The sequence below is a fragment of the Cognatishimia sp. F0-27 genome (assembly GCF_020667845.1).
Lineage (GTDB): Bacteria > Pseudomonadota > Alphaproteobacteria > Rhodobacterales > Rhodobacteraceae > JAFMPQ01.
This window is the reverse complement of sequence record NZ_JAFMPQ010000027.1, coordinates 46,676-72,078: the sequence shown is the minus strand read 5'-3', so window position 1 is coordinate 72,078 and position 25,403 is coordinate 46,676. Positions and strand designations below refer to the sequence as shown.

Annotated in this window: 30 protein-coding genes; 20 read left to right on the top strand and 10 right to left on the bottom strand. The window is 59.8% G+C overall.

The annotated features are described in order from the left end of the window. Positions 1-222: 222 nt before the first annotated feature. Positions 223-567 (bottom strand): helix-turn-helix transcriptional regulator, encoded by a 345-nt coding sequence (locus J1C49_RS14875; RefSeq protein ID WP_227446625.1) that lies wholly within the window; start codon positions 565-567, stop codon positions 223-225. Positions 568-669: 102 nt separating this feature from the next. On the opposite strand from J1C49_RS14875, the gene J1C49_RS14870 reads away from it, so the two are divergent. The 4 genes from J1C49_RS14870 to arsH all read left to right on the top strand — a co-directional run bounded on the left by J1C49_RS14870 (position 670) and on the right by arsH (position 4,321). Next, positions 670-1,671: a succinylglutamate desuccinylase/aspartoacylase family protein gene (locus J1C49_RS14870; RefSeq protein WP_227446624.1), complete on the top strand. Its 1,002-nt coding sequence runs from the start codon at positions 670-672 to the stop codon at positions 1,669-1,671. 94 nt (positions 1,672-1,765) lie between these two features. Continuing rightward, positions 1,766-2,431, top strand: a complete 666-nt coding sequence (locus J1C49_RS14865) for an MIP/aquaporin family protein (protein ID WP_227446623.1) — start codon at positions 1,766-1,768, stop codon at positions 2,429-2,431. Continuing rightward, on the top strand, positions 2,424-3,614 hold the full coding sequence (locus J1C49_RS14860) for a MalY/PatB family protein (protein ID WP_227446622.1): 1,191 nt from the start codon (positions 2,424-2,426) through the stop codon (positions 3,612-3,614). Before J1C49_RS14865 ends, J1C49_RS14860 begins: the two co-directional genes overlap by 8 nt. Next, entirely contained in the window at positions 3,611-4,321 is a 711-nt protein-coding gene (arsH, locus tag J1C49_RS14855) for an arsenical resistance protein ArsH (protein ID WP_227446621.1), read from the top strand. The genes J1C49_RS14860 and arsH overlap by 4 nt, the downstream gene beginning before the upstream one ends. Positions 4,322-4,394: 73 nt before the next feature. Here the strand turns inward: arsH and J1C49_RS14850 are convergent, their stop codons facing one another. From J1C49_RS14850 to J1C49_RS14830, 5 genes are all read right to left on the bottom strand, one after another. Next, on the bottom strand, positions 4,395-5,378 hold the full coding sequence (locus J1C49_RS14850; protein WP_227446620.1) for an AI-2E family transporter: 984 nt from the start codon (positions 5,376-5,378) through the stop codon (positions 4,395-4,397). Beyond that, a complete protein-coding gene (locus tag J1C49_RS14845; RefSeq protein WP_227446619.1) occupies positions 5,368-6,189 on the bottom strand; it encodes a hypothetical protein in 822 nt (273 codons plus the stop codon). Before J1C49_RS14845 ends, J1C49_RS14850 begins: the two co-directional genes overlap by 11 nt. Beyond that, entirely contained in the window at positions 6,179-6,571 is a 393-nt protein-coding gene (locus J1C49_RS14840) for a phage holin family protein (RefSeq protein WP_227446618.1), read from the bottom strand. The genes J1C49_RS14845 and J1C49_RS14840 overlap by 11 nt, the downstream gene beginning before the upstream one ends. Next, a complete protein-coding gene (locus tag J1C49_RS14835) occupies positions 6,571-7,002 on the bottom strand; it encodes a hypothetical protein (protein ID WP_227446617.1) in 432 nt (143 codons plus the stop codon). The genes J1C49_RS14840 and J1C49_RS14835 overlap by 1 nt, the downstream gene beginning before the upstream one ends. Before the next feature lie 108 nt (positions 7,003-7,110). Next, positions 7,111-7,770 (bottom strand): PRC-barrel domain-containing protein, encoded by a 660-nt coding sequence (locus J1C49_RS14830; protein WP_227446616.1) that lies wholly within the window; start codon positions 7,768-7,770, stop codon positions 7,111-7,113. Between the two features lie 292 nt (positions 7,771-8,062). On the opposite strand from J1C49_RS14830, the gene J1C49_RS14825 reads away from it, so the two are divergent. Beyond that, positions 8,063-8,230 (top strand): hypothetical protein, encoded by a 168-nt coding sequence (locus J1C49_RS14825; protein ID WP_227446615.1) that lies wholly within the window; start codon positions 8,063-8,065, stop codon positions 8,228-8,230. Positions 8,231-8,239: 9 nt separating this feature from the next. Continuing rightward, a complete protein-coding gene (locus J1C49_RS14820) occupies positions 8,240-8,392 on the top strand; it encodes a hypothetical protein (RefSeq protein ID WP_227446614.1) in 153 nt (50 codons plus the stop codon). A 564-nt stretch (positions 8,393-8,956) separates the two neighbouring features. Here J1C49_RS14820 and J1C49_RS14815 read toward each other — a convergent pair. Next, positions 8,957-9,811 carry a formate/nitrite transporter family protein gene (locus J1C49_RS14815; protein WP_227446613.1) on the bottom strand — a complete coding sequence of 285 codons (855 nt, stop codon included), beginning with the start codon at positions 9,809-9,811 and terminating at the stop codon, positions 8,957-8,959. A gap of 142 nt (positions 9,812-9,953) precedes the next feature. Between J1C49_RS14815 and J1C49_RS14810 the strand changes: the two genes are divergently transcribed. Together J1C49_RS14810 and J1C49_RS14805 are read left to right on the top strand one after the other, a co-directional pair. Continuing rightward, positions 9,954-10,229, top strand: coding sequence for a Rho termination factor (locus tag J1C49_RS14810; protein WP_227446629.1), 276 nt, complete (start codon positions 9,954-9,956; stop codon positions 10,227-10,229). Beyond that, positions 10,226-10,438, top strand: a complete 213-nt coding sequence (locus J1C49_RS14805; protein WP_227446612.1) for a DUF2945 domain-containing protein — start codon at positions 10,226-10,228, stop codon at positions 10,436-10,438. Before J1C49_RS14810 ends, J1C49_RS14805 begins: the two co-directional genes overlap by 4 nt. Positions 10,439-10,673: 235 nt before the next feature. On the opposite strand, the gene J1C49_RS14800 is transcribed toward J1C49_RS14805, so the two are convergent. Then, a complete protein-coding gene (locus J1C49_RS14800; protein ID WP_227446611.1) occupies positions 10,674-11,402 on the bottom strand; it encodes a Crp/Fnr family transcriptional regulator in 729 nt (242 codons plus the stop codon). A gap of 118 nt (positions 11,403-11,520) precedes the next feature. On the opposite strand from J1C49_RS14800, the gene J1C49_RS14795 reads away from it, so the two are divergent. Beyond that, positions 11,521-11,847, top strand: a complete 327-nt coding sequence (locus J1C49_RS14795; protein ID WP_227446610.1) for a hypothetical protein — start codon at positions 11,521-11,523, stop codon at positions 11,845-11,847. Between the two features lie 2 nt (positions 11,848-11,849). On the opposite strand, the gene J1C49_RS14790 is transcribed toward J1C49_RS14795, so the two are convergent. Continuing rightward, entirely contained in the window at positions 11,850-12,164 is a 315-nt protein-coding gene (locus tag J1C49_RS14790; protein ID WP_227446609.1) for a YqjD family protein, read from the bottom strand. Positions 12,165-12,293: 129 nt separating this feature from the next. On the opposite strand from J1C49_RS14790, the gene J1C49_RS14785 reads away from it, so the two are divergent. The 4 genes from J1C49_RS14785 to J1C49_RS14770 all read left to right on the top strand — a co-directional run bounded on the left by J1C49_RS14785 (position 12,294) and on the right by J1C49_RS14770 (position 16,087). After that, positions 12,294-12,458, top strand: a complete 165-nt coding sequence (locus J1C49_RS14785; protein ID WP_227446628.1) for a DUF1328 domain-containing protein — start codon at positions 12,294-12,296, stop codon at positions 12,456-12,458. An 80-nt stretch (positions 12,459-12,538) separates the two neighbouring features. Continuing rightward, positions 12,539-13,882 (top strand): NADP-specific glutamate dehydrogenase, encoded by a 1,344-nt coding sequence (gene gdhA / locus J1C49_RS14780; RefSeq protein ID WP_227446608.1) that lies wholly within the window; start codon positions 12,539-12,541, stop codon positions 13,880-13,882. After that, on the top strand, positions 13,882-15,543 hold the full coding sequence (locus J1C49_RS14775; protein ID WP_227446607.1) for an acetolactate synthase large subunit: 1,662 nt from the start codon (positions 13,882-13,884) through the stop codon (positions 15,541-15,543). The genes gdhA and J1C49_RS14775 overlap by 1 nt, the downstream gene beginning before the upstream one ends. A 43-nt stretch (positions 15,544-15,586) precedes the next feature. Continuing rightward, positions 15,587-16,087, top strand: a complete 501-nt coding sequence (locus J1C49_RS14770) for a Dps family protein (RefSeq protein ID WP_227446606.1) — start codon at positions 15,587-15,589, stop codon at positions 16,085-16,087. A gap of 80 nt (positions 16,088-16,167) precedes the next feature. Here the strand turns inward: J1C49_RS14770 and J1C49_RS14765 are convergent, their stop codons facing one another. Beyond that, on the bottom strand, positions 16,168-16,980 hold the full coding sequence (locus J1C49_RS14765; protein ID WP_227446605.1) for a response regulator: 813 nt from the start codon (positions 16,978-16,980) through the stop codon (positions 16,168-16,170). A gap of 103 nt (positions 16,981-17,083) precedes the next feature. On the opposite strand from J1C49_RS14765, the gene J1C49_RS14760 reads away from it, so the two are divergent. From J1C49_RS14760 to J1C49_RS14730, 7 genes are all read left to right on the top strand, one after another. Beyond that, on the top strand, positions 17,084-17,257 hold the full coding sequence (locus J1C49_RS14760; RefSeq protein WP_227446604.1) for a NepR family anti-sigma factor: 174 nt from the start codon (positions 17,084-17,086) through the stop codon (positions 17,255-17,257). Further along, positions 17,247-17,798: an RNA polymerase sigma factor gene (locus tag J1C49_RS14755; protein WP_227446603.1), complete on the top strand. Its 552-nt coding sequence runs from the start codon at positions 17,247-17,249 to the stop codon at positions 17,796-17,798. Before J1C49_RS14760 ends, J1C49_RS14755 begins: the two co-directional genes overlap by 11 nt. Positions 17,799-17,845: 47 nt before the next feature. Further along, entirely contained in the window at positions 17,846-19,546 is a 1,701-nt protein-coding gene (locus J1C49_RS14750) for a sensor histidine kinase (protein ID WP_227446602.1), read from the top strand. Next, a complete protein-coding gene (locus J1C49_RS14745; RefSeq protein ID WP_227446601.1) occupies positions 19,527-21,020 on the top strand; it encodes a phospholipase D-like domain-containing protein in 1,494 nt (497 codons plus the stop codon). The genes J1C49_RS14750 and J1C49_RS14745 overlap by 20 nt, the downstream gene beginning before the upstream one ends. A 69-nt stretch (positions 21,021-21,089) precedes the next feature. After that, positions 21,090-21,287: a CsbD family protein gene (locus tag J1C49_RS14740; RefSeq protein ID WP_227446600.1), complete on the top strand. Its 198-nt coding sequence runs from the start codon at positions 21,090-21,092 to the stop codon at positions 21,285-21,287. Positions 21,288-21,657: 370 nt separating this feature from the next. Further along, a complete protein-coding gene (locus J1C49_RS14735; RefSeq protein WP_227446599.1) occupies positions 21,658-22,653 on the top strand; it encodes a TAXI family TRAP transporter solute-binding subunit in 996 nt (331 codons plus the stop codon). A gap of 433 nt (positions 22,654-23,086) precedes the next feature. After that, positions 23,087-25,369 carry a TRAP transporter fused permease subunit gene (locus tag J1C49_RS14730; RefSeq protein ID WP_227446598.1) on the top strand — a complete coding sequence of 761 codons (2,283 nt, stop codon included), beginning with the start codon at positions 23,087-23,089 and terminating at the stop codon, positions 25,367-25,369. Positions 25,370-25,403 lie beyond the last annotated feature (34 nt).

Genomic DNA, 25,403 nt, shown 5'->3' with positions numbered 1-25,403 from the left:
TGAGGACTGAGGACTGAGGACTGAGGACTGAGGACTGAGGACTGAGGACTGAGGACTGAGGACTGAGGACTGAGGACTGAGGACTGAGGACTGAGTAGCGGTGGGCATGGTCTCCTGTCCTGCGTTCGGGCCGCTGGAGCATTTGTCCTGAAATTGGGCAGCGGCCCCGCTGTCAGGCAGGGCGTGCCATGCCTTTGATGATGCTCTGCACGGTATCGATCATCACGGGGTGGCAGTGTCCTTTTTCACCCGGATTGGAAAATCCACCCCGCATTGATCGAAGTGGCCGCCACAACAGTCCGACAGGAGGAACCCGGCCAGGTCGCCTATCGTCTCGATGCGTGCGGTGTAGCGGATCTCGCGCTGGCGCCGCGTGCTGCGCAGAAGGTCCGCGCGTTTTAGAATGCCCAGATGTCCCGACAAGGTTGACGGTTTGACAGCCAGCGCTTCGGCGATTGCGAGCGCCGGAACGCTATCGGGCGCACGGGTCACAAGATACCGGAAAACTGCGAGCCGGGTTGGCTGCGCAAGTGCGGCAAAAGCATCAATGGCGGCGTTCTGTTCCATAATTCGATGTTACCCGAATTAACGAAGCTTGACCAGTGTGGAGCGATGTCCTACGACTCTCCCTAATTCGGTATTTGCCGAAATGAGGTCCGGTGCGGTGCCATGTCCAATACCTTGATCACCTGCGAGATTGATTTCGATGCCCAAGGCAAGCAGTCAGGCTACCTGCGGGTGCCGCATTCAACGCACCGTTCCGGCTATGGATGGCTCCCGGTTCCGATCACCGTTCTTTCCAATGGCGAGGGGCCCACGCTTGTTCTGTCTGCGGGCGTGCATGGCGATGAATACGAAGGTCAGATCGCGGTGGCGTCACTGGCGCGAGATCTCGAAGCCGATGCGATCCGGGGCCGCTTGATCCTTCTGCCCATGGTCAACGCGCCCGCTGCGGAGGCAGGGCTGCGGGTGTCTCCGATTGATGATGGCAATCTCAACCGGCTTTATCCGGGCAATCCGCGCGGCACGCCCTCCGAGATGATAGCCCATTTCCACGAAGCCGAGATTCTCAGCCGCGCGGATTACGCGGTGGATTTGCATTCGGGCGGAAGCTCGATGATCTACCCACCCACGCTTCTCCGCGGCCCGGCGCATTCGCCTGAAGAAGCCCGAGGGCTTGACCTGCTCACACAGGCTTTCGATCTGCCCTATGCGTGGGTGTTCACCGGCGGCGGAGGGCGGTCCAGCACGGCCCGAACGGCGATGGGCGCGGCCAATCGCAACGGGGTTATCAACGTGATGGCGGAGCTTGGCGGTGGAGGCTGCGTTCAGGTCGATGTGCTGAAACGGTGCGCGCGAGGGTTGCTCAGGATAATGCATGCGCTGGGCATGCTGCCGGACTATGCGCCGGACCCTGCAGAAGGCACCCGGATGCTCAACGCCAAAGGGCTTGTGCCTGCCTATGAGGCCGGTGTCTTTGAGCCGTTGAAAACCATCGGATCAGAGGTTTCGGTCGGTGAACCGGTCGCGCGGATTCATCATCCCGAGACGCCGGGCCGGCCGTTCGACACGGTTCAGAGCCAGCTGGCGGGCGTGGTCCTCTCGATGCGCTCCCGGGCCGAGCTGCGTCGAGGAGACGCGCTCTTTCAAATTGCCGAGGACGTGATTTGATGACCGACCTGCCTCCCCTCCAAAACCGTTGGAGAAACGCGGTCCCCGAACGAGAACAGGGAGCAGACATGTCGACCGGTCTGGAGGACGCAACATGACGCTTGATCGCCGTTTGATGGCCGAATGGTTGGGCAGCTTTTCGTTGCTGGCGACCGTCGTGGGCTCAGGCATCATGGCCGAGCGTTTGGCTGGCGGCAACGTGGCCGTGGCTTTGTTGGGCAACACGATCCCCACGGGGGCGATGCTGGTGGTCTTGATCACCGTTTTTGGCCCGATTTCGGGAGCGCATTTCAACCCGGCCGTCACCTTGTCTTTTGCCATACGCCGGGAAATCCTGCCGCGAGAGGCTTGGCTTTATGTCGTGGTGCAGATTGCTGGCGGGATTTGCGGCGTGCTTGCAGCGCATGTGATGTTTGATCACCCGCTGGTCGATCCGTCCACGACCTCACGAACCGGTCTCGGCCAATGGGTTGGTGAATTTGTTGCGACATTCGGCCTGATCGGGACAATCCTGTGCTGTCTGAAGGCCCGCCCGCAGGCTGTGCCCATGGCGGTCGGGCTCTATATCACGGCCGCCTACTGGTTCACCTCCTCGACCAGTTTTGCCAACCCGGCGGTCACGATTGCGCGCGGATTCTCCGACACCTTTGCCGGCATCGCCCCGGCCGATGTCGCCGGATTTGTGGTTGTGCAACTGGTCGCTGCGGTTGCCGCCACGGGGTTCTTTCGGTGGTTGCTGATGGATGCGGTTGATGGGTGAGCATGATTTCGATTGCGTGATCGACCGCACACAGACACCCGCGTTGAAGCATCACAAGATCGTGCTCGGTGAGGATGGCGCGGGTCTGTTTGCAGCCGGCGTTGCGGATATGGATTTTCGGGTTGCCCCTTGCATTATCGAGGCGATTGAGAAACGCGCGGCGCATGGAGTCTTTGGCTACGAGACCGTGCCGGACGGGCTTCTGCCAGCTTTGACGGGGTGGGCGCAGTCGCGACACGGCTGGACGGTCGATCCGGCGCATATCCTGCGGGCACCCAATGTTCTAAATGCGCTGGCGATGGCGGCAAATCTCTTCACCGAAAAGGGCGACGGCATCATCATCCAGCCGCCGGTGTTCTTTGATTTTGCCGATATCATTGCCGAGAACGGTCGAACGCTGATCGAAAACCCGCTGGTGCTGCGGAAGGGGCGCTTCGAAATGGATTTCGACGGTCTCGAAGCCGCCGCCAGTGCACCGCGGACGCGTATGCTGTTGCTGTGCAACCCGCATAACCCCGTGGGCCGTGTCTGGACCCGGGCGGAATTGGCTCGGCTGGCGGATATCTGCAGGCGCAACGGGGTTCTGGTGGTTGCTGACGAGATCCATGGCGACCTCGTGTTCAGGGGGCATCGCTACACGCCTTTTGCGTCCCTGTCTGCCGAGGATGCCCTTAACTCCGTGACATGTCTCTCTCCGGCCAAAAGCTTCAACATCGCCGCCTGTGCCTGTGCCTTTACCCTTGTGCCGGACCCGGTGCGTCGTGCGGCGTTCAAAGCGGAAAACAGTCGCCTTACGGTCAACAAGAACAACGCTTTCGCCTCGGTCGCGATGGAGGCCGCATATGAGCGGGGAGGACCATGGCTCGATGATGCGATCGCGTATCTTGAGGGCAATGTGGCGCTGCTCAGGGAGCGGCTTCGGCAGATACCCGGCGTGACGATGATCGAGCCCGAGGGCACCTTCCTCGTCTGGCTCGATTTCAGGGAGTTGGAACCGGAGTCGGAGGCATTGACGCGGTTCCTCAGGCACAAGGCGCGCTGGGCGGTGACCCGGGGGATCGCTTTCGGGCCGCAGGGCGCTGGCTTTGCAAGACTGAACATTGCCTGTCCACGTGCGCGGCTAATTGAGGCTCTCGACCGGCTGGAACGGGCGGCACAAGACCATATGGAGAGCACGAAATGACCGACACGCCCCAACTGTCCGAGGAGCATTTCGAGATCATCCGTCGGGATGCGCTGGAACCGGCAACGCGCACGTCACACGCACCGAGGATCCTGCTGCTTTATGGCTCGCTCAGAGATCGGTCCTTCAGCCGGCTGATGACAGAAGAGGCGGCGCGCGTGTTGGAACGTCTCGGCGCGGAGACACGCAGCTTCAACCCTTCAGGACTGCCCCTGCCAGATGACGGCGATGCCTCGCATCCCAAGGTGCAGGAGCTTCGCGACCTCGTGACATGGAGCGAGGGCATGGTCTGGTGTTCGCCCGAGCGGCACGGCGCAATGACGGGGATCATGAAGGCGCAGATCGACTGGATTCCGCTCTCCATCGGCGCGGTGCGCCCGACGCAGGGCAAGACCCTGGCCGTCATGCAGGTCTGTGGCGGCTCGCAAAGCTTCAACGCAGTCAATCAATTGCGGATTCTCGGGCGTTGGATGCGATGCCTGACCATTCCCAACCAATCGTCGGTTCCGAAGGCATTTCAGCAATGGGGCGACGATGATCGCATGAAACCGTCCCCATTTTATGACAGGATGGTTGATGTGATGGAGGAGTTGGTCAAGTTCACACTGCTGACGCGCGACGTCGCGCCCTACCTCGTCGATCGCTTCTCGGAGCGCAAGGAAACCGGCGAGTCGCTGATTGCCCGCGTGAACCGCACGGCAACCTGATGCTGCCGCATTTGTGCGGCCGTGCGGTGCTTTGAGGGGAAATGGTCGCTCCGCTGGCTGAGCTTTCGCGGCTTCACCCGATGCCTTTGATCAGTGCCCAGATCCATACCAGCAAGGGCAACGCCACGATTCCGCCGACCGGGCCCCAGAGCCACAGACCGAAAACAATGGCGAGAAACAATATCAGCGGGTTCAGGGAGAGCTGCTGACCAACCACCGAAGGGGTGACAAACTGCGCCTCGATCATGTTCAGGATCAGGAACGCGGCCGGAGGCGCGAGGGCCATCGCCCCGTGAAACTCCAGAAGGCCCCCCACCAGCAACGCGACAACCATGATGGCTGGCCCGAGGTAAACGGCAAAATTCAGAAGGAAGGCCGCGGCACCCCACACCATGGGATCGGCCATGCCAAGAAGGCTCAGGACGGTCGCGACGCTGATCCCAAGCGCGGCATTCACCAGCGAGATGGTCGTGAAATAGTAGGATACCGCGCGTTCCGCAGTTTTGAGCCGGTCTTTCACGAACGGGCGTAACTGCGCGTAAATATCCTCCCGCGTCAAAAGAAAGAAAAAGAGTGTTCCGGCCGTGATGAGCGCCTGGCCCATGATGTTCGGTGCAAGCCATAGTGCGTCGATCATCGAGGGCATGGCATCTTTCACGGCGTCTTCGCCGCTTGCGCTCAGACCGCTTTCAAGCTGTTCGAGGCCACGCAATGTCCAGGACAGCTGTGCCACGAACTCGCCGACCGTATTGGACAAGCGCGGCAATGCGTTGATGAGATCGACCATGATGGGACCAGCCCAAAGGCCTACCATCGCGACCACCACAAACGCGATGACCAGCGCGGATAAGGCACCAAAGACGTTGGGCAGACCGGCGTGATCGATCAGCCGCATCATCGGCGTCAGGATGACGCCGATCGTCAAACCCAGCAGAACCGGTGCAAATATCGACTGCCCCACGCGCAAGGCCGCGACGACCGCAATCACTCCGAGGCAAAGAATGCTGAGCGATTGCAGTCTGGTCAGAGACAGCCGTATTGTCTGACTACGCCCCATGCGACACCGATTTCGCGGTCATGCGGTCAAGCTGTTGACCCATTTCCTCGCGGGCGGCGGAAACACCGGCTTTGATCGCGGATTTAGACTGGCTTTCGAGCTTAGCGACTTCGTCGCGCAGGATCGCTTCGGCGTCCCGGAACAGTTGATCGCGGCGCGCCTGCATCAGGTCGGCCTCGCGCTTTGTGCCCGGCAAAAGAGCGCCGATGACAGCACCCACGCCGGCTGCGGCGAGCAGCGACATCAAGGGGCGTTCCTGATGCGAGCGGGCCGCTCTTGTCTTCAACTCAGACGCCTTGCGTTCCATGCGCTCTTGCGCATCGATGGCTTTCAAGCGCGCCTCGCGAACGCGCTTCCGCGCTTCGGGAGAGAGCTTGTCGAGGCCTGCGTCAAGTTTCAGTCGCAATGCACGGGCGCGCCCGGGACCCGTATTCAGTGCATCGGCGTTGATCCGGTTGCGCGCCTGCTCATGGGCTGTGGCGCGCGCAATCCGGGCGTCGGCCTCTGACGTTAACGGCGCGTTGGGATCTGGCCGCGCCGCGCCGTGCCGCGAAGACGCAGCGTGATTGCTCCTGCCGAAGGCAAGCATCGCGAGTCCGGTGCCCACCAGTGCAAGACCCGCCGGGTTCCTCCTCGCGCCATCCACACCTTTGGAGACGGCGCTGCGCATTGTGTCGGCAACTTGCCCGGTCGCCGCTGTGCCGATTTGCTCTGGCCAAGGTTTGCTCAGCAATGCGGTGATCGAATTGGCAAGCGCATCGCGATGGGCGTCGGCCTGTTTTCGGGCGTGGTTCATTTCTTCATGCGACATGGGTTTTCTCCGTGACGAGACGCAGCGTTTCGGCGGCGTGTTTTGCGGATTCGGTCGGGGCAACGGTCTTTGGTGACAGGCGTGACAGCCCGATCCGAAGCGCAAGCGCGGAGAACAGGGCGAGGACGATGCCTGTTGCCAACGCTGCCAGCCACGGTGCGAGCCCAGCCGTCGACAGACCGAGAAACAGTGCGGCGGTGAGTGCAAAAACTGCGCTGAACGCGATCGCTACACCAAACACTGCAATTATTAATCCACGCTTGGCGGCGCGCAGATTGCGCGACATCTCTGTCTTCGCAAGGACCCACTCGCTCAGGAGCAGGCCCCGAAGATGCTCTGCTATCGCCGCTAGCGTCGGTCCGGGTGCGTTTGGATGTTCCATCAGCTTTGCTCCAGATGACCGTTCCAGGGATCGTCATGCGATGCAGCAGCTCTGTGCGGCGTGCCGGCCTTCAGGAAGCGGGCGGCGGCAAAACCGACGAGCGCGGCACCGCCAAGGGACAGTGCGGGATGCCGCCGTGCAAAATCTCCAGCCTCGGAAAGCAACCCTTCGATATCCTGCTGGCTGAGGTGTTCCGCCACACCCGAGAGACCGTCGACGACACTAGCAAGAACCGGGTCGAGACCGGCAGATTGTGGGAGCTCTTCCCGCGCAGCATCGGCTGCTCTGGCTGCGGCATCGATATGATCGGACGCCGCCTCCTTGACGTCATCCAGTTGGTCGGAGGCATGGTCCTTCAGGGAAGACGCGGCAGAGTTCCCTGCATCTGCGAGAGTCTCGGACAGCTCTGAAGTGTTTGATCTTACGGTCATGACTTGGTCCTCTTTGAAAAACTGTACGCGTCGGCGTTTCGATGAATAGAACCGTCCAGGTCGCGAATTGTTCCGACGTCTGGGGAAATGCGGGCATGCTGTGCAGGGTCACGCAACGCTCTTTGGCGTGTGCGCATGATCATCCTGCAGGCCCGCAATGACGATGTGGCCGCTCTTCTCACCGCAGTGGCGCACTCTGGCCCAGGGCACGACCACCGGATCAGCGGGTGCTTCGCTCAGAACATGCAGGCTGCTGACGTGCCAGTTGTCCGTTTCAATACCGATATCCGTCACGGTGCCAAGCTCCGCGTCACGGGCAAAGACCGGCGTTTCGAGAAGATCCTTCACGCTGGTCAATTGGGCGGTGATTGCGGGCGCGGCGGTGTTGACCTCGGTGGGATAGCCCGCGCCTGAGGCAGACTGCAGTTGCGCCACCGCCAGCGGGGCGGAAAAGACGGACCCGAAGGGCCCGACGATCACCGGCGGCCAACTCGAAAAAGCGGTGGTCCGTGTGTCAGGCCAGCGTGGCGCAGAGTCGATATCCGTTGCAGAGAGGCGCAAAAGACCATCTGCGGAATCAGAAGGACAGCGGGCCACGCGCTCTGGCGAGATTAGCACATGGTCCGATTGCAGCCACCCGCCGAGGTCAGCGACCAAATGCAATATTTTGCCTGTCTGGTTGTCGAACCAGAGGTCGGAGAATGTCGCGGTAGCTTGTTCATTGACGTCGAATTGACGTCCGATTAGCGCGTTAAAGGACCGTAGCATTTTGCCCTCCCCATGATTGCAAAGGTTCAGCTTTCGACCCTCGCAAGACTGCAGGGTCTTTTCGTGTTTCTACGCAACGCGCCGAGCCATGCATTGTTCCCCGGCAAGCTTCTGCCTGCATGGTTGCGCACGTCTGTGCCATAGCCCCAGATATGAGCCTGTCCCGACGAGGCAGTTGGGTAAATTATTGATTTAAAGAGGCAATTTTAAAACGAGTGTGGCTCCAAAAGTTTGTTTGGAACAAGCTGGGCCTTGCTGTGGTTGATACTCTGAAACCAAGAAGGAGACAGCCATGTCGGCTCCCGACGTGAACATCGAAAAACAAAAACGCCGCCACAAAGGACCCTTGGCGGGGATTGCCATTGTTGTTCTGGCGGTTGGCGCTTTCGTGATCTTTTCGTCTCAGGCACCCGAAAACGATCTGCCAGAAACTGCGGCTGGGGCCGCTGATCAGAGCTAGGAGATACTCATGGATATGTCGCTTATACCCATTCTGTTCTTGATGACCGCTGGCGCTGTTATTGTATTTGCGCTGCGTAGCAAGAAGAAAACCGAGGAGCGGATGCACGATGATAATGTGCCAAAATCCACCCTCGCGAAAGACGGTCCTGACCGTCGGTGATCATCAATCCGCCGCAATTTGCGGCGGATTTTTTTGTGACTGGTATTGCTCGTGACAACCCGAGTGCTCCAACCCCAAGCGATCAGTGATTTGTCATCGATCTGAATTTATACCCGATAATCCTTGCCGCTGCGTTGAGTTGAATTCAGGGGTGATTGGCGGCGCTTTCCGGCTAGGTCCAATATCTGGATTGGGGATCATGATGGGTTCGTACCGAGTGCAAGCCGCATCAATAGCCCGTCATTCCACACTCGTTTGATCATGCTGTGCCACCTTGCGCATTGCAAGCCTGCATTTGCAGGCTTTCGCACATGTCAATGTCACCAAGCCTCGTTATAAATATATGGCCCTGCCGAACGAGAATTCGGCAGGGCCACAAACTTGCTTTGCGTCTAAGCGAAATGGGTCAAGCTCACTCGCACTGTCTTAGCGTTCGTGCAAAGGGCAGTTTTCAAACGATCACTGTGGCGTCCATGAAGGCGAGGATCTGCACGCATTCTTAGGCACAGAACCCCAAAGACAGATATGAAATCCGTCAGGTCTCCTCCAACAAGGGGTTGCCGGTTACCGATGGTGTTCCGGTTCAACTTCTGGCTGGATTTGAGCCCAAACCAGCAATGTGAAGATCACCGTTCCGCCTACCACGTTTCCAGCAAGAACCGGCAGGAAAAATCCGAATATCGCTTGCGTCGCCCCAATTTCGAATTGAACCAGAAGAAAAGCCATCTCAACGGATCCTGCCACAATATGGGTAAAATCGCCCAATGCGATCAACCAGGTGAACAGAAAAATCAGGATGACTTCGCTGCCCTTAGTCGTGGGCAACATCCAGACAAGAGCCGCAATCAGGATACCCGCGGGGATGCCGCGCATAAAACCTTCCAATGGGGGCATACCCGTGGCATGGGCGCTGAGTTCAGCCATCGATACTGCCACCTCAGACGAGAGCACAGGGGCATACGCCAGAAACATCGCGACAAGAAATGCGCCGATCAGGTTGGCGGCCATGACAATGAGCCAAAGCGATAGCATGCGGATCAGACCTCGTTTGGACGGGCTGATGAGGATCGGCGCCACGGTCGTAATGGTGTTTTCGGTAAAGAGCTGCAACCGACCGAGGATCACAAGCAAGAAACCAAAGCTATACCCCATGTTCTCGAACACATAGCGCGAGTCCGTGTCGGGCAGGGAAGAGCGCAGGAATGCTTCTCCAAGAACAGAGAATGATATCAGAATTCCAGCTGCTATTCCCGAGAACCAAAGTGCAGAGTTCGGCCGCTCGAGTTCTTCCTCTCCGTTCCGGCGGACGGCTTCATAGATCAACCGGGGCGACAACATTGCCGCCTCTTCAACGGCCTGCGCTTCTTTTTCGTGCTCTGCCAACCCTTCTTCAAGTTGATCTCGTCTTGGCGTTGTCATGTGATCTCCTGCGGAACGGATAAAGTGTCATTTGACAACGCACTTCATCATGAACGGTTCCGAAATAACCACGTTCGGATCACCTGTATTGGAACTCCCGTCGGAAATGCGCGTTGGGCGCCATATAGTGAAGGAGAAACTCATGGCACAAAGCGGCAACCCGAGCATCAAGGACCGGGATACATATGATGCATTACGCGATGATGGATATGACAAGGAGTCGGCCGCGCGGATTGCCAACGCAAAAGCCAATGACACCATGTCGCCTTCGAAAAAGGGCGGAAAGGCCAGCCCTTATGAGGAATGGACGCGTGAGGACCTCTATGAGCGCGCGCAGGAACTCGAGATCGATGGACGGTCTGACATGACAAAAGATGCCTTGATCGAAGCGCTGCGCGACAATCGGAGTGGCTCATGACACTCAAAGTTGGAGACAAGGTCGCGTGGGATTGGGGCACTGGCACCGCTTCTGGAACCATCAAACAGATTTACAAAAACGACGTGTCCAAGACGATAAAGGGTAACACCGTTAAGCGGCATGCAAGTGACGACGAGCCCGCCTATCTGATTGAGCAGGACGATGATGATCGTGTCCTGAAAAGCGCGTCCGAAGTGCGTGGCGTTTGATCCTTTGGAGGCGGCGCCCTCGTCGATAGACCCTCGCTGAACAAGCAATTGAAGGTCGCAACCGATTTGGTCGGTTGCGGCGTCTCTTTGGGCGATTGTCAGACAGCGGCAAAGTGGCGGTCCGCGTGGTTTTGGATTGCTGAGTTTCGTCCCATGGTCATTAGCGCAGGCACCGGGAAGTGTCGTTCCCCCGCGTGCCAAGCGACAAGCAGGAACACGCCTCGCCACGCTTTTGCTAGATCAAGGGACGCTTTCGGACCGTGGCAAGATCAATATGCGCCATCTTTGCCAGTTCATCGGGATCGTGGACTGTCAGTCGGCTGCCAACCCAGGTCGCTACCTGCGCCTCACGCAACCGCGCGAGTGTTTTATTCGTGTGCACCAAGGACAGTCCAAGCGCGTCGGCGAGGTCCTGTTGTCGGTATGGCAGCGGTACATGATTGTCGCCACCCATCCCCACCGCTTGAAGCCGGGTAAAGAACCGCTGGAGCGCCCACGCAACCTTGGCATGCGCATCAAGCTGACCGACCACCGAAAGCGCTTCACCAAGGAAGACCTCCTCTAGCGCGGCTATTCGTGTCAGGTCATAGGCCAGGGAAGGATGTGACTTGAACAGGGTCCACAGATCAGACCGGTTGAACGTACACAATGCCATTTGGGTGGAGGCCTCGACGGAGTGCTCCATTTCGGACATCACGCCGGCCTGCAGTCCAATGAAATCGCCAGGCATCACGAAGCCTATGACTTGGCGATGCCCGTTCTCGAACGTCTTGTACCGTAGCCCCATGCCCCTCAGGCAGGTGAATAAATGGGTCGACGATTGTCCCTGTGCCATTATTTCCGTTCCGGGCTGAGCTTCCAGCTCTCCGGTCTTGAACCGATCCATGAACGTCAGTTCGGCCCCCGATATATCCTTGAACGCGTCAAGCTTGCGGAGTGGACAATTGCTACAGCTCGTTACCATTTTTCTCAGCCTACTATGTCACAGTTTAATTCGCGCGGGCGCGCGATGTGTCATTTGATGCTTTTTGAACCGCGAAAGATGTCTCGTGCGACACCAGCCCGACCCGGACCACCCATGCTTGCTTCTCAGCAACAATTTCGTTGAGGCTTTCGATATTCTCGATCACCTCGCGTCCCACGGATTGCCAACGCTGCCGGTGGTGGAGACTGTCGAGGAGGCGGTAAGGGTTATCGAGGGTCGTGACGATATTCACCTTATCATACTCGGGATCAGTCATTCCGCCGAAGGGATGCCGGATTTAACAGAACGCCTCGTACGCGCAGGTCACCGTTTGATCTTGATCGATGCATCTGCGACGATGCCGGAAGGGCGGGTTATCGCAATGACCCGCCCCTTCTCGACCCAGGATCTGGATCGATGCCTGACCTTTCTCGGTCTGCTTTGACGTTAGCTGCGACGCGACACGGCCAACCCGACCAGCACGCCGAGACCAAGAGCGCCAACCATCGCGAGCCCGGGGTTGCGGCGCACAAGGTCTGTCGCCATCTGCGCATTGTCTCGCATGTGATTGGCGGTTTGGGACGCAGCTGCACTCAGCTGTTCGGACCCGTCTTCCCAGGTATCTTTCACGCTGGCACGCAGAGTTTCGGTTTGCTGACGCGCGGCGTCAGTCGCGTCTGAAAGCGCTTCCTTTGCACGGTCGGTGACCGAGCCACGGCCGTTCTGGATCGACGTCTCATGCAGGTTTTCATGCTGTGACACTGGCTGTCTCCTTTTGGGTGCATTTGAAAAGACAACGGATGCTTCCGCCAATGGTTCCGAAAAAAACAAATCGGAACCTTGGCCGCGCGCTCACGTTGTCTGCGCAGATGTCAGATGAAAGGAAACGTTATGCTCTACTGGTCAATTGTCTTTCTGATCGTCGCACTCGTGGCAGGGGTCTTCGGGTTCGGCGGTATCGCAACAACGTCTGCCGGGATCGCGCAGATCTTGTTCATTCTCTTCCTGGTCTTGTTTGTCGTGACGCTGGTCATGCGATTTGCCCGCGGACGCTGACCCACGCGTTTCTTTCTTCTTCAGGCTGGAGTCCGGAAACGGGCTTCAGCGTTTTCATTTCTGAATACAAGGACCATAAAATGGATCGTAGCTCGGCGCTCACAGAGCAATTCCTCTCTTCCCTTCCGCAAGCGGACCATGCCCTCCCGAATTTCATTCAAGCCATCCGCGAAGTCGCGACGGACGTCATGACTGTTGAAAAGAACAATGCGGATTGGACAGCAGCGCGGGTTCTCAACCGGTTGGCCGAACCTGATCGTGTCATCAGCTTTCGCGTGACCTGGGAAGACGATGATGGCGCGGTGCAGATCAACCGCGGTTGGCGCGTCCAGGGGTCGAATGTCATTGGTCCCTACAAGGGTGGCTTGCGGTTTCACCCCGGCGTGACCCTTGACGATCTGCGGTTTCTTGCGTTCGAGCAATGCTTCAAGAATGCGCTGACAGGGTTGCCTCTGGGAGGTGCCAAAGGCGGAGCGGATTTTGATCCACGCGGCCGGTCCAGGTCGGAGATCATGCGCTTCTGCCAAGCCTTCATGCGCGCGCTCGCTCCATTTATCGGACCGGACAAGGATGTTCCGGCCGGCGACATCAATGTCGGCACGGAAGAGATCGGCAATCTATTTGGTGCTTGGGCGCAGCAAGCCGGCCTGTATCAGGGCGCGCTCACCGGCAAGGGCTTGAGCTATGGCGGTTCAGCGGTGCGCACCGAAGCGACAGGCTATGGTCTGATTTACTTCCTGCAAGCGATGCTTGAACGGATGGGCGAAGCCTTGGAAGACAAGCGCATCGCAATTTCCGGGAAAGGCAACGTGGCGCGCCATGCGGCTGCCAAGGCGATGGCTCTCGGTGCAAAGGTCATTGCCTTGTCAGACACCGCCGGGACGATCCACGCAGCGGACGGTCTGAGCCGAGACGCGCTCGATTGGGTTGCCGAACGCAAGTCCGCCGGGGAGTCGCTGGGGCCCTTGCCGAACCGCATCGACGCCGAGTTTGCGGAAGGCGCCACGCCGTGGGAATACCCCGCGGATATCGCGCTGCCCTGTGCCACGCAAAACGAGATTGACGCGGATCAGGCGCAGGCCCTTGTCGACAATGGCGTGACCCTGCTCGCCGAAGGCGCGAATATGCCCACCACGGCAGACGGGTTGCGCGTGTTGAGGAAACACAGCGTGACCTACGCACCCGGCAAAGCCGCCAACGCGGGGGGCGTTGCCGTCAGCGGTCTTGAAATGAGCCAGATGAGCCAACGCCGCTTCATGAGCGCAGACGAAGTCGACACGGCGTTGAAAGGCATCATGGCCGACATTCATGCCCGCGTGTCCGAAGATGGTCAGCGCAGCGGCGGCGTGAATTATGCCCGCGGCGCCAATGTCGCCGCTTACCGCAGGCTTGCCAGCGCAATTACCGCGCAGGGGGTGCTGTGATGGGTGACCGAACAGAACGAACAGGCGCCGATCTTTTGGTCGCTTGCCTTGAAAATGCCGGCGTCACGGTTGTTTTTGGCGTGCCCGGAGAAGAGACGACGGCTCTGATGGTGGCGCTCGACGCATCCACGATAGACTTCGTTTTATGCCGCCATGAACAAGGTGCGGCCTTCATGGCGTCAGTTCATGCGCGCCTGACCCGAACGCCGGGCGTCTGCCTGTCGACACTCGGGCCAGGGGCGACCAATCTCGTGACCGGCGTTGCGGATGCGCAGCTTGATCACGTGCCGCTGATCGCCATTACCGGGCAAGGAGCGAGGCGCCGATTGGGGCGTCTGAGTCACCAGATGATAGATCTCGAAGCGCTGTTCCAGCCGGTTACGAAATTCAGCCGCACACTGTTGTCGGCAGATGACATCCCGGCAAGCTTCTCCGAAGCGGTCCGGCAAAGCCGGTCTGGTAGGCCGGGCGCCGTTCATCTGTGTCTGCCGGAGGATGTGGCAGACATGCGGACGGATGCACAGGTTCTGCCAAACCGGGAGGTGTCGGTCGGCCGTGCCGAACTTGGCGCGCTCGCCAAAGCCGCAGACGCAATCGCGGCGGCGCAGAACCCGATTATTGTCGCCGGTGCCGGCGTTTTTCGCGATGACGCAGTGGAACCCTTGCAGCGCTTTGCCGAGGCGACGGCTATTCCTGTGGCCACAACCTTCATGGCAAGCGGGCTTCTGCCGCCGGAGCATCCCCAAACGCTCTATACTGTAGGGCAGGGGGAGGACGACTGGATCGACCTCGCCCTCGCGGCCTCGGATCTTATCGTTCTGGTTGGTTTCGATGCGGTTGAGTATCCTCCGACCAAGCTGCTCGGCAGTGATCACACGCGGGTTTGCGTCATCGATTCAGAGCCGCCGCGCGCTGATACCGGCCTCTCCATCGCCGTGGAGGTGATCGGCGGTCTCGCGCATACGCTTTCCGATTTGCGTATCCGTCTGGAAGGTCGTGTATGGCAGGAACACAGCGCCACCCAGGAGGCGCGTGCAGGCATGCAATCTGCCCTGTCCGCCCAGATTACAGAGGTGGATGCCGGGGCGGTAGCGCCGCCGGATATCTGTCGTGTGATCTCTGACGGGCTTGCACCAGAGGACACGGTCTTGTCCGGTGTCGGAGCACATAAGCTTTGGGTCGCGCGGCACGTTCTGCCGCAAGCACCGGGTCAATTGATCGTCCCCAATGGCTTGGCCGGGATGGGGCTTGCGCTGCCCGGTGCGCTTGCCGCGGCGCGGCTCAACCCGGATGGCCACGTGCTTGCCGTATGCGGTGATGGCGATGTGATGATGAATGTTCAGGAAATGGAATCCATCACACGGCTTGGCCTTCGACTGACCGTGCTTGTCTGGGTCGATGGCGGTCTTGGATTGATTGACGCACACCAAGGGACGGGCGGCCCTGACTTTCCTTTTGGCAATCCGGTATGGGCGAGTCTGGCAACGGCTTTTGGCTGGAGCTATGCGCATGTCGAACGGTTGGACATGCTGGCGGAGGCGCTGAGCGCATCACGCAGCGCCGAAGGTGCGACGCTTCTGACAATACCGGTCGATTATCAGGCGGTCGGGCATGTTCCGAGGCGACTTTCCGAGTTTTCTCGGAACCGCGATGTCGCCTGACACGTTAGCCCTCCAAGAAAAGGAAATGAAAGGAGACACCGACATGTCCAACGCCCTGAATGTGATCCCGAGCTCTGACGAAGTTTCAACAGGCGTCCGCGACACCGCTGTCATTGCTGACGCGCTGGCTGACGTTCTGTCCGACACATACCGCCTTGTGTTCAAGACACACGCCTACCACTGGAATGTGGAAGGTCCTCTGTTCTACTCGGTGCATAACCTGACCGAGGAGCATTACGAAGACATGTTCCAGGCAGCAGACGAGCTGGCGGAGCGCATCCGCGCGCTTGGTCATCTGGCGCCCTCCTCGATGTCGGATGTGCTCAAGCGGTCGGCGATCGACGACAAGACCGGTGAACTGTCGGCTGAAGACATGATCAACGATCTTGCAAGCGACCATGAGCGTCTTGCCCATCGCCTGCATGCGGTCGTGGAGATCGTCGAAGATCGTAAGGATCCCGTTACAGAGGATCTGGCGACCGAGCGGAGCGCCTTCCATGAAAAAGCCGCGTGGATGCTGCGCGCTTTGGCGAAGTCTTCGTAAAGCCACGTCGCACAAGAAAAAAAATGCCCCCGCAGCAAGCGCTGCGGGGGCATTTTTTTGGCATCGAAAACTGAGTGCAATCAGCTGGTCTTGAGTACCGCGGAGCTTGCAAAGAACATGGCCTGGCTGACCGCGGAACGAATATGCGCTTCACTATAGGGCTTCGAAATCAGGAACGCCGGCTCCGGCCCTTCGCCTGTCAGCAAGCGTTCCGGGAACGCCGTGATGAAGATCACAGGGATATCACCCGCATCCGCGATTATGCGATTGACCGCGTCGATGCCGCTGGAGCCATCAGCCAGCTGAATGTCCGACAGGATCAGGTCCGGGCGCGCCGTCTTGAAAAGATCGATGGCTTCGCTCTCGGTTCGGGCAATCCCGGTCACCTTGTGACCCAATTCGGAGCAGATCCCTTCAAGATCAAAGGCAATGATGGCCTCATCCTCAATAACCATGATCGAGCCGGTGACGGACTTGCCCATTTCCGCATAGGCAATCGACAACAACTCCTCGACCTCCGTCGGGGATTTGTCAACGATCTGGCCGACTTCCTCGACGGTGAAATCCTCCAGAGTGTGCAAGAGCAGGACCTCTCGGGTGCCTGCGGTCAGCGACGCCAGATGCTGTTGAGCCTTGGCCCGCAAATCGGTTTCCTCACCAGCCAGTTGCGCGCCACTTGTCGACCAGATCTTGTGGAACGTGGCGAAGAGCGCAACCTTGGGGTCCACGCCACCGGCGAATTGCGACGGGTCAACGAGGATGGCTTCGAGCGTCGTGGTTGCATAGGCATCGCCGCTTTTCTGGCTGCCGGTCAGCGCGCGCGCATACCGCCTCAGATATGGCAGGCTAGACCCGATTTGGTCTGCAAGTAGGCTCTCGGTCGGCTGCGACATTTGTCGTCACTCCCATAATTTTTTGTTGATCATGGAACTAATGCCGCTCGAGCGCATTCAGTTCCCAACACAGTGTGGTTTTTAATTTGGGAAACAGTCAGCCATGAGCCGTCTCAGTCAGTCACAAGGCGTCGAGCAAGAGATCGACAAGCAGCTCAAGCGCGCCTACGAGGATATCGCCAATCAGGAGTTGCCCTCGCGCTTCACCGAATTGCTGGATCGGCTGCGGTCGCAGCAGTCCGGGAATGCGACGTCGGAGCCTGCGCATGACAAATGATCCTCGTGACGAGATCGTCGAACATCTCGGGTCGATGCGCGCTTTTGCCATGAGTCTGACGCGCAACTCCGCGCTTGCTGACGACATGGTGCAGGACGCGCTCGAAAAAGCCTGGACGAATATCGAGAAGTTCCAGCCCGGCACCAACATGCGCGCGTGGCTTTTCACGATTTTGCGCAACACCTACTATTCGCACCATCGCAAGCGTCGCCGCGAGGTGGAGGACAAGGACGGCGATATGTCCGCCGGTCTTGCCCAGAAGCCGGATCATGACGGGCGTCTACAGATGCGCGATTTCTCCCAAGCCTTCGGGACCCTTCCCGAGGAACAACGTGAAGCGCTGGTGCTCGTGGGGGCTGGCGGGTTTTCCTATGAGGAAGCCGCGGAAACCTGCGGCGTGGCCATCGGGACGATCAAGAGTCGCGTGAACCGCGGGCGCGCGCGTCTGGCCGAGCTTATGGACGTGTCCGAAGAAAGCCCCATGGAGGTGACAGAAGTTGTTACCCAGGGCATCGTGACAGTGAACCAGAGCATCGCCTGATGTCACTCAGACGGTTTGGCGGACTTCGCGTCAGGCTGATTCTGCTGATGACGCTGGCACTTCTCCCTCTCGGGATCATTGCGTCGCTGCAAACGCTGCGCGTTGTGGATGATGCCCGCACGGTCAATCGTGAAACGCTTTCGAAACTCACGATTGCTGCGGCCTCGGATCAACGCAACCTCGTGCAGCGTGCCATTGGTGCGAGTTCAGGGTTGGGTGCCATGGTGCATGGCATGGATCTGGACTCCTGTCGGCGCGCAATGCGCAATTTTATCCGGAACAGCCCGCAATACGATTACGCAGCGTTCATCTCCGTTGAAGGGTCCGCTTCCTGCAACAGCGGGGATGCTCAGGCGCTGATTGATCAAGACGCGGAGGCGATGCAGGACCGCGTGGCGCGCGGCACAGTCGATGTGTCCTTACACCAAAGTGGTGGACGGTTGGTTCTTGGCGTGCATGTGCCTGTCAGGGACCAAACCGGGATTTTGGGCTTCATGACGGTGCTGCTGCCGCAGCAGACCCATCCGGCATCAGAGGGGGAGCGTGACCTGATCCTGACTGCGGTGACGCGGTCGGGAGAGCCGTTTCTTGTTTCTGCGCCCGATGTCGAACAGGCGGTCTCCCTGCCTGCCAATCTGGGCTTCGAGGGGTTGAGCGCCCTTTCGGGCCAGACATTTGTGAGCACGGATCAATCGGGGGAGCTCAGGCTCTTCGCCGTGACCGCCTCTGTTGCAGATAGCTATCTCGTTGTCGGCAGCTGGCCGCAAGAGGCGCTCGTGGACAACGGCTCATGGCTCAATGCCGCGATGCCTGTCGTCTTTGCGCTTCTGATGTGGGCAACCGGCATGATCGTGGCGTATCTGGGCCTTAACCGTATGGTGATCAGACATCTGGCGGCACTGCGGTCCGCCATGCGGCAATTCGCCTTGGGCCAGCGCGATGGTCCCGATCTCGTGCTCGATGGCGCCCCGGATGAGTTTCAGGATGCACAACGGGCGTTCAATCGCATGACACTGATCGTCACGGAAGCCGACGCGCAACGGGTGCGGGACCTGAAGGACAAGGAGGTGTTGCTTCGCGAGGTGCACCATCGGGTCAAGAACAACCTGCAGATGATTGCGTCGATCATGAACCTGCAAGCGCGCAGCGCGGTGAGCGCGGAAACGCGGGGAGTGTTGAGCAGTCTGCAACGCCGTGTCCGCGGCCTCGCAATGCTTCATCAGTCGCTCTATGCCGAAGCTGACAGCACTCAGGTGAATGCGCGCGATCTCATCAACGCCGTCGCTTCGGACAGTGTTGCGTTCCTGTCGATGGGTGATCTGACAATCGAAAAAGACCTTGCTTCCGTGGCGCTCTATCCTGATCAGGCCGTCCCGCTGTCCATGTGGGTGGCTGAGGCGCTGACCAACGCGTTGAAATATGTCGGTCGCGATGTCGACGGAAAAGCGTTCATCTCGATGGTGCTTGATTGCGACAAAGAAGGTAACATGACCGTCAAGATCGAGAATTCGATCGGGACGCCGGTTGTCTCATCTCAGCCGGAGAAGCCAGGCGATGACACGGGGGGCGGAAAATTGGGGACGACGCTGATGCTCGCTTTTTCGCGCCAGCTTGGGGGTGAGGCGTCAACGCACGAGAGCGACACACGCTACACGCGGCTGTTGCGGTTCAAGGTTTTTGGTTTCGATCCGGATGCCAATCTCGAAATGCCCAAAGGCGACGAGACCGATGATGCCGGCTCCCGCTGATTTTGAAGTCTTCGTATCCGGGGATCGCGCATTTGCAGCTTTCGAACGGGCGGTGCTTGCGGCGAAAGTCTCCGTCACTGGAGGGTTTCGCATCTTTGATCTGCGCACGACACTGGTGTCTGACGAAGCCCGCGAGATCGGCGAGACATGGTTCGATTTGCTGGCGCATGTGGTGGACCGAGGGGTAACGATCAATTTGGCGATCAGCGATTTCGACCCTGTCTACGGTACCGAATTGCACGAACTGACGTGGTCCACCGTCAAACAGGTTGCGGCGCTCCGAGAGGCCACCGGCGCGGACCGCGACCGGGTGAATATTCGCGCAGCGCTCCATCCGGCGACGCCCGGCGCAATCCCGTGGCTGGCATTTCTGCCCGAAACGCTGCGCCGCGCATGGGCGAAAAAGCGCGCCCTGACGAAAGCAGCGCGGGCTCATGCGCCCGGGCTGAAGAGCGCCATGCCCGCCCTGCACACCGTGACCCATCATCAGAAACTGGCGGTCATCGACGACGATACCCTGTATATCGGGGGGCTCGACCTGAACGATCGCAGATTTGACACCCGTGCTCATGATCGGCCAGCCACGGAAACGTGGTCGGATGTGCAGGTCATTGTGCGCAACGACCCGGTCATTGCGGAAGCCAAGGCGCATCTGGCGTCCTTCGAGGCCGTGGTGCGCCGCCGGGAAAAGCCTCCCGTAACCCGGCAGTTGCGCCGAACCATGTCGACCAACCGCCGGTTCAAGGCGCCGTTCCTGTCGCCGCTGACCATCGTGAACGAGATTGAGCGGGCTCACCTCGATGCCATCCGGGATGCGCGGAACCTGATCTACATCGAGACCCAGTACATGCGGTCCAAACGCATCGCGAACGCGCTTGCCGAGGCGGCGCATGAAAACCCGGATGTGAGGTTGATCATGGTGTTGCCCGCGCTTCCCGATGACGCGGCTTTCGAGGACCGGTTTGACGATATCGGGCTTGAAACACGCTTCGGGCTGGCGCTTGAAAACGAAGCGCTCGCAATCATCAAGCAGGGATTTGGAGAGCGCGGAACTATTGCCGCACCGGTCCAGCCCGTCATGGCACCGGCCGACGGGAACGCGACCCATGCTGGATCCCCCATCATCTATGTCCATAACAAGGTTCTGGTGCGTGACGCGGATTTTGCCGTGGTGGGCTCCGCCAATCTCAACGGGCGATCGTTGCGCTGGGACACCGAGGCCGGCCTCGCGATCACTGATCCCGGGCGTATCGAACTTCTGCGCAACACGCTGTTTTCACATTGGTGGTGGCATGGTCCGCCAACCGGTGCGTGGTTGGATCCTGCGGCGATGCAGCCAGTCTGGCATGCGGAGATTCTGCGAAATCATCGACGCTTGCCGCAAAACCGGACCGGATTTCTCGTCCCGCACGATACAGCTGTGCATGCCGAGGAGGGCCAGCCCATCCCCTTGATCACGGAAGACATGGTCTGACGGCATAATTCATGGAACTTCGGTTGGTGGCCTGCGTTCTCTCTTCAGACAGATCGAAAGGAGATCGACATGGACAACGACCGCATCGAAGGCAACTGGACCCAGATTAAAGGCCGTATTCAGGAGGCCTATGGCGTGCTCACCGATGACGAGATCGAGCAGGCCAAGGGCAATCGTGAACAGCTCGAAGGTCTGATGCAGGAAAAGCTTGGCAAGTCGAAAGACGAGGCGCGTCAGGCACTGGACAGCGTGCTCGAAAAGCTCTGAGCCGGCTTCCCGTCAAGCCAAAGACCCCGCCTTTTGAGGCGGGGTTTTTTTGTGATCGTGGGACAGGATTGCCGCGATCCAACGTTTGAGACTTTTAGGACGTGGCCATGTGACCCGTGTCGCGCAACGCTGGCAGGACCGCCCTGCGGCTCAGGCAACGGCTTGTCGCAGTCGGGGCGCATGACGAGGCCACCATCGCAGATCCAACGCAGGAAATGTGTTCTGTTAGCGCTGCACAGCTCTGTTTGCAGCTTGAGGTGGGCGGGCGGACGCTTATAACTCCCTGTATCGCAACCCGGGAAGGGTGTGCCGGGATACCGCGCTCAAATGGGCGGATCACCGGATAAATGACCTAGGGAGGAAATGAATAATGAGCTTCATCAAGATTGTAACGGTTGCTGCCGCCACGTCGCTGAGCGTGACGGCGGTTTATGCGGACGGTCATGTTGATCGGACGGGCTGGCCGCAGAGCTTCACCGTTGGCACGGGTTCCCAGGGTGGAACCTATTTTGGCTATGGTTCCGGCTGGGCTGGGATCGTCGCTGAGGAACTCGGTGTGAGCGGCGGCGCGGAAGTGACCGGTGGTCCGATGCAGAACATGGCGTTGGTGCACACGGGCGATCTGCCTTTCGGCATGACAACCATGGGTCCGGCCGCGGAATCGATTGCCGGTGGCAACCCGATTGCGCCCGGTCTTCCGATGACCAATGCGTGCGCGATGTTCCCGATGTATCAGACGCCGTTCTCGATTACGGCGCTGTCGTCCTCGGGCATCACGTCAGTTGCCGAGATCCCCGCAGGGGCACGGATCGGGTTCGGCCCGGCCGGTTCGACCTCTGACACCTATTTCCCGCGCATGATGGAAGAGCTCGGTGTCGATTTCGAACGTCGCAACGGCGGCTGGTCGGATCTGGGCGGCCAGCTTCAGGACGGTCTTCTGGACGTCATCGCCTTCGCAGCGGGTGTTCCGGTGCCCGCAGTCAGCCAGCTCGAAGCGCAGGTTGACGTGAATATCATCGAGTTCACCGAAGAAGAGCAGGCCAAGATCACGGCAGCCTTCCCGGTGGCACCGTTTGAAATCGCAGCCGACAGCTACACGACGCTCGAAGCGCCGGCACGCTCCGTTTCGATGTGGAACTTCGCCATCGCGAATTGCGACTTGCCGGAGAGCTTCGTTTACGCGGCGGTCGACGCGGTGATGTCTGACAACGAGCGTATGGTGACGTCGCACCGCGCGGCACGCTCCACGCTGCCCGAGTTCTGGGACCGCAACACGGTCATGCCTTGGCATCCGGGTGCGGCACGCTGGTTCACCGAGAATGCAGGCGCTGAGATTTCTGCGGACATGATCCACGGCGATATGTAATCGACAGTGCAGGGCTCGGTTCGGGTCTTGCGCCATACAGAAAAATCGCCCGCGTCTCGAGAGAGGCGCGGGCTTTTCCACAAGACAGACAAGACAGTCGTCAGATAAGGTGCCTTGTAATCCCGCCCGGAGGCGCGGCGACCCAGGCTGATTGACGTCGGTCCCGCGGCTTTGCAGGATCAGCAGGAACAGGGGCCGCTGACCAAGGAGCCGGATGGGTTCGCAACCGGGTGCGGACTGGGGCAAAAAAAGCGCGATCGGCCTTTCGGATGACCGGCGCGCGGACAGACACAAAGGCAGCTGGTCCGGTTTTTGCCGTGATCGGACTGCGGTAAGGACAGCACCGCGCCCTCACGACGGGCCGGGGAAAAACAGAACCGCGATCAGGCAAGGACGCGGCAGGGCACGGCCAGGAAAGTCTTAGGGGGATATGATGAGCGACGGGAACACGGGCGCAGGCACGGGCCAGACAGACGAGATGATTCTGGCCGAAGGGGTCGACGAGGAACCGGTAGAAAGCAACCGCCGCATGTTCTCGGGGCGGGCGTATCTGGTGATCGCGACGCTTTCGACAATCTACGCGGCGTTCCACATGCTGGCATTGAATGGCGTATCGATCTCTGCCTGGACGGGGGTCGAGGTGCCGCTACTGCCTCAATTCCCGCTTGAAACGTGGAACTTCCGCATTGTGCATATTGCAGGCGCTCTCGGGCTCGGTTTCCTGCTGTTTTCTGCGCATGCTTTCCATCCCGACGAGCCGCACAAGGATACTCGGATCGTCTCGCTTCTGGCGCTGGCGCTGGTGATCCCGGCGCTGGTGGCGGGGATCACGGCGCTGGGCTTCGCGCGCACCATCGCCGCGGGGGACTTGCCACAGATGGGCGGATTGACCACATGGGCGGCCTTTCCGGGCACGGAGATCTATGCTGCCGAAGTGTGGTGGTTCGGCATCCCGCTGCTCATTGCCACGCTGGGCGCGATCGTCACGGGCTGGGTGGAACGTCGCGGGCGCGAGCTTTTCGCCGCCTCGGACATCGTTCTCGCGCTCTGTGGCGTGGTTGTGGCGCTTTATCTGGTGGCGATCTACGGCACAGCGGCCCGCAATTCGGTCGGCACACCCTTCGTGCCAATCGGCGTCGCCTTCGCCGCAACCGCCGGCGCGGCCATGATTCTCGAACTGACCCGCCGTGTGGCAGGCATGGCGCTGGTGATCATCACGGGCGTGTTCCTTGTCTACACCTTCACCGCGCATCTGCTGCCCGGGATCCTCGCGGTGCAAAACGCCTATAGCTGGCAGCGCTTCTTTGGCCATGTGTATTCCGATGCGGGGATCATCGGGCCGACCACCGCGGTAAGCTCGACCTACATCATCCTGTTCATCATTTTCGCGGCATTCCTTCAGGCCTCGAAAGTGGGCGACTACTTCGTGAACTTCGCCTTTGCCACGGCCGGTCGCGCGCGCGGCGGGCCTGCAAAGGTCGCGATCTTTGCCTCCGGTCTGATGGGCATGATCAACGGCACCTCGGCCGGCAACGTGGTGGCGACCGGCTCGCTGACAATCCCGCTGATGAAGAAGGTGGGGTATCGCAAGCAGACCGCCGGTGCCGTCGAGGCCGCGGCGTCGACCGGCGGGCAGATCATGCCGCCGATCATGGGCGCCGGCGCCTTCATCATGGCCGAGATCACCGGCATCCCGTATCAGGAAATCGCCATCGCGGCGATCATCCCGGCCATCCTCTATTTTGCGTCGATCTACTTCATGGTGGATTTCGAAGCCGCCAAGCTGAACATGCGCGGCATGCGCGAGGATGAATTGCCCAAATTCGCCGTTCTGGCGCGGCAGGCCTATCTCTTCATTCCGATCCTGATCCTGATCGTGGCGCTTTTCTTGGGGTATTCAGTGATCCGGGCGGGCACACTGGCGACGGTGGCGGCCGCGGTTGTCAGCTGGCTCACGCCGCACCGGATGGGGCTGCGCTCGATTCTCAAGGCCTTCGAGCTGGCCGGGGTCATGTCGATCCAGATCATCGCGGTCTGTGCCTGTGCGGGTATTATCGTGGGGGTCATCTCGCTCACCGGGGTCGGCGCCCGCTTCTCGGCAGTGCTGCTCGATCTGGCCGGTGTGAGCCAGCTTCTGGCCCTGTTCTTTGCCATGTGTATCGCCATTCTTCTGGGGATGGGCATGCCGACCACAGCGGCTTATGCCGTGGCGGCGTCGGTTGTGGCGCCGGGCCTGATCCAGCTTGGCATCCCCATGCTGACAGCGCATTTCTTCGTCTTCTACTTCGCCGTGGTCTCTGCGATCACGCCGCCCGTGGCGCTGGCGAGCTACGCTGCCGCGGGGATCTCGGGCTCGAACCCGATGGAGACGTCGGTTGCGTCCTTCAAGATCGGCATCGCAGCTTTCATCGTGCCGTTCATGTTCTTCTACAACAGCGCCATCCTCATGGAGGGCAGCTGGTTCGAGGTGATCCGGGCCGGGATCACGGCCACCTTCGGAGTGTTCTTGCTCAGCGCGGGCGTGCAGGGCTGGTTCATGGGCGGGCGGACGGCCTGGTTCTTGCGGGTGGCCCTTATTCTGGCGGCGCTCTTCATGATCGAAGGCGGGCTTATCACGGACCTTGTCGGCGTGGCGGCCGCTGTCGGCATCTTCCTCGTTCAGCGCATCGTCCGCCCGGATCCTGACGCCACAATCTCTGTTCGAGGCGCTGACTGATCAAACGGAAAACCCGCCCGCTTGACGCGGGCGG